Source organism: Mesorhizobium sp. M7A.F.Ca.CA.003.01.2.1 (assembly GCF_003998945.1).
Taxonomy (GTDB): domain Bacteria; phylum Pseudomonadota; class Alphaproteobacteria; order Rhizobiales; family Rhizobiaceae; genus Mesorhizobium; species Mesorhizobium ciceri.
Map to the genome: position 1 here is coordinate 1 of NZ_RZRA01000226.1, position 6,549 is coordinate 6,549.

At 63.5% G+C, this 6,549-nt stretch carries 9 protein-coding genes; 7 read left to right on the top strand and 2 right to left on the bottom strand.

The genetic code is table 11. From position 1 onward, the window contains the following. Together EN969_RS35525 and EN969_RS11890 are read left to right on the top strand one after the other, a co-directional pair. Positions 1-243: hypothetical protein (locus EN969_RS35525; RefSeq protein WP_206525150.1), on the top strand; the 243-nt coding region annotated here is incomplete at its 5' end. A 79-nt stretch (positions 244-322) separates the two neighbouring features. Continuing rightward, positions 323-997: a Crp/Fnr family transcriptional regulator gene (locus tag EN969_RS11890; RefSeq protein ID WP_164746004.1), complete on the top strand. Its 675-nt coding sequence runs from the start codon at positions 323-325 to the stop codon at positions 995-997. Here the strand turns inward: EN969_RS11890 and EN969_RS11895 are convergent, their stop codons facing one another. Next, a complete protein-coding gene (locus EN969_RS11895) occupies positions 998-1,321 on the bottom strand; it encodes a hypothetical protein (RefSeq protein WP_082826689.1) in 324 nt (107 codons plus the stop codon). 228 nt (positions 1,322-1,549) lie between these two features. Here EN969_RS11895 and EN969_RS11900 point away from each other — a divergent pair, with 228 nt between their 5' ends. From EN969_RS11900 to EN969_RS11915, 4 genes are all read left to right on the top strand, one after another. Then, entirely contained in the window at positions 1,550-2,296 is a 747-nt protein-coding gene (locus EN969_RS11900) for a helix-turn-helix transcriptional regulator (RefSeq protein WP_063168640.1), read from the top strand. Positions 2,297-2,458: 162 nt separating this feature from the next. Beyond that, entirely contained in the window at positions 2,459-2,752 is a 294-nt protein-coding gene (locus EN969_RS11905) for a hypothetical protein (RefSeq protein ID WP_013530594.1), read from the top strand. 216 nt (positions 2,753-2,968) lie between these two features. Then, the gene (locus EN969_RS11910; protein ID WP_063168641.1) at positions 2,969-4,939 is read left to right on the top strand and encodes an acyltransferase family protein; all 1,971 of its coding nucleotides are present in this window, start codon (positions 2,969-2,971) and stop codon (positions 4,937-4,939) included. 113 nt (positions 4,940-5,052) lie between these two features. Beyond that, a complete protein-coding gene (locus EN969_RS11915) occupies positions 5,053-5,358 on the top strand; it encodes a hypothetical protein (RefSeq protein ID WP_027160843.1) in 306 nt (101 codons plus the stop codon). 55 nt (positions 5,359-5,413) lie between these two features. Here the strand turns inward: EN969_RS11915 and EN969_RS11920 are convergent, their stop codons facing one another. Further along, positions 5,414-6,016: a DUF6456 domain-containing protein gene (locus EN969_RS11920; RefSeq protein ID WP_063168642.1), complete on the bottom strand. Its 603-nt coding sequence runs from the start codon at positions 6,014-6,016 to the stop codon at positions 5,414-5,416. 251 nt (positions 6,017-6,267) lie between these two features. Between EN969_RS11920 and EN969_RS11925 the strand changes: the two genes are divergently transcribed. Then, positions 6,268-6,549: a DUF982 domain-containing protein gene (locus tag EN969_RS11925; protein ID WP_013530587.1), complete on the top strand. Its 282-nt coding sequence runs from the start codon at positions 6,268-6,270 to the stop codon at positions 6,547-6,549.

The following is a 6,549-nucleotide window of genomic DNA, read 5'->3' on the forward strand; positions in this document are numbered from 1 at the left end:
CTCATGAAATATGTCGGTTTTGTACCAAATGGCGTTTGGTACGTTTCCGACACTAACATTCAGGCCGATCTTTTCATATGCGAACAGGCGTTGGGGGGCGCCGTGCTTCGAATTTCATATCGCATTGATATCTTTCTGCGTTCAGAGCCCCTATACATAGGCCATCGTCCTCACGTTTTTACGGGCACGGACGGCTGGGAGATTGGATGGCTCTTGCCCTGCATTGGGCCACGCCATGTCTGATCCCAACAAAAACTCTGATCCCGACAAAAAACCCAATCCCGACGGGAACCATCCGTACCGAAACCAATTGCTGCGGCGCATGCCTGCGGATGATCTGGCGTTGCTCGAGCCGCACATGCAGCGCTGCGACTTGCCATTGCGCATGATGCTGGTGACCCCGAATGTTCCGATCGAGGCCGTCTACTTCATCGAACAGGGCATTGGTTCGGTGGTCGCCAGCACGGCAAGCGGCCAAGAGGCCGAAGTGGGCTTCATCGGCTTCGAAGGCATGACGGGATACTCCCTGGTGATGGGCGACGACCGTGCGCCGCATGCCTGTTTTGTCCAACTCGAAGGCGAAGCGATCCGCATCGAAGCCGGCGCTTTCAAGGCAGCTTTGGAGGCAAGTACGACCTTGCGCATGTTCCTGCTGCGCTTCGTCAACGCACTACAAACCCAGGCCGGCTGCACCGCGCTCGTCAACGCGCGGCTGAAGCTCGAGGAGCGGCTGGCGCGATGGTTGCTCATGTGCGACGACCGGGTGCCCGGCGAACATCTCGCCATCACCCACGAATTCCTGGCCATCATGCTTGGTGTCAGGCGGCCAGGCGTCACCGTCGCGCTTCAATTGCTCGAAGGCCGCGCGTTGATTCGCTCGAAACGGGGCGAGATCGTCATTCGCGACCGCGCCGGGCTGCTGGAACTCGCCAATGGCAGTTACGGCGAAGCCGAGGCCGAATATGCAAGGCTGATCGGCGAGATCGGCGCGGCCTGATCAGGAGCGGCTGCCGCCGGCATCCGGCTTGCCCGATGTCGCTTTGCCGGGCGGTGCCGCACCGCCTTTTATGGGCCCATCCCTGCCGATCGGCCCATCCCTGCCGATCGGCCCATCCCTGCCGATCGGCTCATCCTTGCCGATCGGCAAGCCGGCATGCTCCAGGCTTGCAAGCTTGCACTTCGTCTGCTCGGCCGCCGCTCCGACAAGGCAATCAATGGTGAACATGGCACCGGCGTGATCGCTTGCCGCGACCGCCTGGCGGATTTTCGTCAATTGCGCCTGCGTGTAGTCCAGAAGCTCGACCAGGTCGGTATGATCCAAACCGCCCTCCATTACAGGATGTCGAGAGGCCGATCCGAGGTCGCTCTTGCCACCGAAATACGCCCATTTACGCGGCTTGCATAGCCGGACTGTCAGAATCGTACAGCCTACGCTCTACGGGATCGTTGCCTATTGGCCAAAGGTCCATCTTCGCGCCAGCGCCACGGCATGCAAGTGTATATAAGCTATCGCTTGAATACTGGTCCGTACGTCTGTCGGGGAGATGTCGTGCCAATTCGCGAGAATCTCGCCGCCAATCTCAGGCGGCTGGTCCAGCGCCATGCTTCCGTCAGCGCGGTGTGCCGTGAGCTTGGCATCAATCGCACCCAGTTCGAGCGCTATCTGCAAGGCAAGGCGGTGCCCAACAAAACCACCGCCAGGCTGATCTGCGATTATTTCAAGATCGACGAAAACGAGCTGTATCGCGAGCCGGCTATTCCCGCAGCCAACGGCGACGGCAATGCATCGCTGCGCGAGGCACTGTACGAAAACATGGTGCGGCCGCCGTCGCCCGCCATCGCCGGCGGCACTTATTTCACCTATTTTTCGGTCCCCGGCCGCCCCGACCTTCTGATGCGCTCGGTCACCTTCCTGCGACGTGAGGCCGAGCTGGTCACCTTCAGGCGGGTGACGCGGTGGGCCCCGGGCGATGGCCAGGGTGGCGCCAGAATGCCCGGCAACCACTACGGCGTAGCGATCTCGCGCCTGAACTGGATCTATTTCACAGGCATCAACCGCCGCCAGACAAGCGAGCCCTCGATCATGACCGTACAGTGGGCTCCCATCTCCGAACCGGTTCTGGTCGGCAGGGCGATCGTCCTCACAGGATCGGGGCCGGCCTTTGTGCCGGTCATCATGCGGCAGGACGTCACCAGGGTCAGCATGAAGCGGGCGTTGCAGATGGCCCATATCGTCAGCCTCGACGACCCCAGCGTCGATCGACTGGTGGTCAGTCTCGCACGAGAGACCCGATAAACTCGCCTCCTACGGGAAAAATCGGGGAAAGTTTCAAGTTTTTCGGCTATATTTTTCCTCGTTTCGGCTTTTTTACGCAAAAAATGCCGGAACTTTCACCCAAACCTGTCGTTTTCCAATGGATCGTTGCTTCGACGATCCCAAAGCAATAGGAGAGTACCCATGAACATCAAGATGATCTGCTTGGGCGCCATGGCACTTTCAATGGTCGGCGGCGCGGCGTTTGCCAAAACGTCGGCTCTCGACGATCCAGCCAAGATGCAGCCCTTCTACACCGATAGCAGCATGAAGACGATGGTCAGCAACGACGACTTCGTGAAAGCCTGGAAGGCCCTTACGCCGGACGACCAGACCGCGATGATGAAGGCCTGCGAGGACGAGGCGAAGGACGCCACTGCGGCCAACAGCCATCCCGAATTCTGCAGCAGCGTGAAAGCGAACGGCGGCAGCAAGTAGCAGTCCAGCAACCCGAATGAGAAACAGCCCCGCGCGGGGCTGTTTTGCGTCTGCCGCAGGTGTGCAGACAAGCCAGCCACGCAAGGATCGGGCCCGGCCGGCACCCGGCCCATCTCCCCATTTCTGCCATGTTGCACTGCGATAATTTGTTGCATTGCGATATCGGCCTGCACCGCCGACATTGCACAGGGGCTGGGCTTGCACGAGGGAGCCGTCGTGGCAGCATCGTTCCGGCCGGACATACAAGGATTGCGCGCGCTCGCCGTCGGCGGCGTCGTCGCCTACCATTTCGGCCTCACCGCGCTCCCCGGCGGCTTTGCCGGCGTCGACATCTTCTTCGTCATCTCGGGCTGGCTGATATCGACCCATCTCATGCAGGAGATCGGCGAGACCGGCCGGCTCGACCTCTGGCGCTTCTATGCCAGGCGCGCGCGGCGGCTCCTGCCGGCAGCTTTGTTCGTCATCCTGGTCACGCTGGCCGCCGGCTACTTCATCCTGGCGCCGCAGGAGCAGGCGCTCTATTCGCGCGGCGCCATGTTTGCCTCCGCCTATGCCATCAATCTGTGGCTGCTGCGCTGGTCGTTCGACTATTTCGCCGCCGACGCCACCAGCAATCCCTTCATCCACTTCTGGTCGCTGTCGGTGGAGGAGCAGTTCTATCTGGCCTGGCCGGCGCTGCTTCTGCTGGCCGCCTGGCTGCGGCCGGGCCGGCGAACGGCCGCAGCCATGATCGGCGTGGTCGGCCTCGCCTCCTTCGCCGCCTGCCTGTGGCTGACCAGCGCGGCGCCGGCCTGGGCCTTCTATTTCTCGCCGCTGCGCGCCTGGGAGTTCGCTGCCGGCGGCCTGGCGACGCTGGTCCCCATGGCTTTGCTGCAGCACCGCATCTGGCTGCGGCCAGCCCTTGGCTGGCTCGGCCTGGCGCTGATTGCGACCGCCTATCGCCTGTTGAGCGAGGACCTGCCCTTCCCCGGCTGGTATGCACTGCTGCCGGTTGCCGGCACCGTGCTGGTGCTGCTGAGCGGCGGCTGCGGGGAACAGACCAACGGGCGGACCGACCGGCACGTCCTTGGCCCGGCCACCGCTTTGTCGCTGCCGCCCTTGCAATGGATCGGCACGCTCTCCTATTCGCTCTATCTCTGGCACTGGCCGGTCATCGTCTACGCCGGGATGCTGACGCCCGATCTTACGGTGCCGCAGCGGCTGGGCTGCGGCGTGCTGGCGCTGGCGCTGTCGGTGCTCACCTATCACCTCATCGAGAACCCGGCACGACGCGGCGCCTGGCTGACGGTGGGCGCTCGCGCGCTCGCACCCGCGCTGGCGCTGACCGGTGCCGGCGTGGCGGTCGCCTACGCCAATGCGCATCTGGCCACGCGCAACATCGGTCCCGAGCAGCGCGGCATCGAGCAGGCGGCCGAAAGACCTTCCATCGCGCGGGCCGTCGACAAGAACTGCCTGGCCGACTTCCAAACGGTGACGCCGAAACCCTGCACATTCGGCCCGGCCGATGCCACCCGCACCATCGTGCTGTTTGGCGATTCGCACGCCGACCACTGGTCGACGCCGCTGATCGAAGCAGCCAGGCGCAACGACACCAAGGTGGTCACCTACCTCAAATCATCGTGCCGCGCCTCGCGGCTCTCCACCTTCAACACGGTGCTGAAGCGCGACTACACCGAATGCGACGCCTGGCGCGAGCAGGCCATATCAGAGATCATCCGCCGCAAGCCGCGCCTGGTGGTGATCTCCGAATTTTCCATCGGCAATCTGACCCGCGATCTGCCCGCCGCCGAACGCACCGCCGAAGTGGCGCGCTGGCAGGCCGGCCTGCGCTCGACCTTGCAGGCCTTCAGCCGGGCCGGTGTCGAGACGGCAGTCATCCGCGACACGCCGATCAACGCCAGCTTCGCCGGCTCCTGCGTGGCGCGCACCCTGTGGTGGCGCGAGGCACCCTCGCCGCACTGCGACACGCCAAGGGCCGAAGCCGCCAACGACAGCACCGCCGCCACCGAGCGCGCCGTGGTGACCAGCGTGCCCGACACCCGCTACATCGACCTCACCAACCAATTCTGCGGCCCGACCTCCTGCCACGTCGTCATATCAGGCAAGCTGGCGTTTCGTGACAGGCACCATCTGGCGACGGGCTTTGCCGAGACACTGGCGGGGCCATTGGAGAGGGCCTTGTTTTAGGCGCCTGGGCATCTGCGCCCCGGTCTGTATTGTTCGTCACATCTTACGAATCTGTGGAACGAGGCTGCAACTCGGCAGTTATATATTAGCCTAACCTTGAAAAGGAGGCAGCTATGAAAAAGCTCCTGCTTGTTTCGGTTATCGCCATTGCTTCGGCGGCGGCGATGATCGCCCCCGCCGACGCCCGCAGCCGTATCAGTATCGGCATTGGCGGCTATGCAGACGACTATTACGGCGACGATTATTACAATGGTTACGACTATGGCGATCGCTACTATCGCCCTTATTACCAGTACGACGCCTATGACAACGGCTACAGGCCGCGCTATTACCACCGTCACCACCGTTGCCACATCGCACTGGTCAAGCATTGGCGCCATCACCACAGGATCGTCGAGGAAATCCGCGTCTGCCGATGATCTGATCCTGTGAAAAATGATCCGGCCGGCGCCGCCGGCCGGATATTTGCGCCGCTCACCCCACCCGCCTCCTCATCATCATCCCGTAATGCACTGCCAACAAATCCAGCCCCACCTTCAGCAGCTTCGTCACCACGTTCCGGCCCTCGCCGGTCTGCTCGGACAGGCGCTTGAGGGAACCGTCCGCGCAGCAGACTTGTCGTACCACGGCGGCCACCTCCCAATGGCCTAGCGCTCTTGTGGCGGCGGCATAGGCCCTGCCGGCGTCGAGAACGCTGTCGGCGATGCCGCCGCCCTCGCGGCCGCCGTCGATGCGCTCGGTCCAGCGCATCGGCTTGACATCAGCCTGCTGACTGCAGCGGAAATCCTCGCGGTAGCGCAGGCCTGCCTCGCGCTGCTGGCGCGACAGCGAAGTGATGCCGACGAGCGCATCGATGGCGCGCAGCCGCACGATGCCGCCGGTCGCGGCGTAGCCGTCATTCGACACTTCGTAGACACGCGCAGCCTCCAGCGTGCCCGCTGCCAGCCGCTTGCGGCCGAGGGCGTCATCCCTGAGCGCGAAATCATGGCCGATCTCGCGGCGTATGCGCACCTGCTCGGCCTCGCCCTTCGGCAATTTCGGCGCCTGCGGTTTTGCGGGTCTGGTCTTTTTGCTCATGGGAGGCTCCTGGTTGGGATGGTGGTGGGAGGCCGGCACGTGGCGATCCTTCGCGCGCCCTCGGCCCTGCCGGGCATCTTCCCACGCGGTGGCAGAGCGGAGCGGAGCGCTGCTCGGTTGGCCTTCAATGAACCGGAGGTCGTCGCCTCTTCGCCGCCGCGCCAGCATCCCTGTCGTCCGGCATCCAGGCTGATGGAACCGGCGCGAGCTTTCGACGTTATGTCGCGTCCATGCCAAGGGGAGGTTCGCCGATGACAGCCTTCATGCCGGTTACCGTGCGCTTTTGCGACAACAAAACCATGCTGGTCAGTTCGGTGGCCGGAGCCGCCGAGGCACTGCGCCACCAATGGCCCGACAAGACAGCGCCTGGCTATCTCGAGGCTTCCCGGCTGGTTACGCTCGCCGTGGACGGCATCTGCTGCCAGCGCATCGCGTTCGACGCCTTCACCAGGGCGGCCAAGCAGCAGAACATCCTGGTCGACAGGCCCAAAAGCCGCGCCCATGACTGGCTGGATGCGGTGGCTAGCCCGTGA

Coding starts and splice junctions, on each gene's coding strand:
- EN969_RS11890 (WP_164746004.1), top strand. CDS start 323: ATGCCTGCGGATGATCTGGCGTTGCTCGAGCCGCACATGCAGCGCTGC.
- EN969_RS11915 (WP_027160843.1), top strand. CDS start 5,053: ATGAAAAAGCTCCTGCTTGTTTCGGTTATCGCCATTGCTTCGGCGGCG.
- EN969_RS11905 (WP_013530594.1), top strand. CDS start 2,459: ATGAACATCAAGATGATCTGCTTGGGCGCCATGGCACTTTCAATGGTC.
- EN969_RS11925 (WP_013530587.1), top strand. CDS start 6,268: ATGACAGCCTTCATGCCGGTTACCGTGCGCTTTTGCGACAACAAAACC.
- EN969_RS11920 (WP_063168642.1), bottom strand. CDS start 6,016: ATGAGCAAAAAGACCAGACCCGCAAAACCGCAGGCGCCGAAATTGCCG.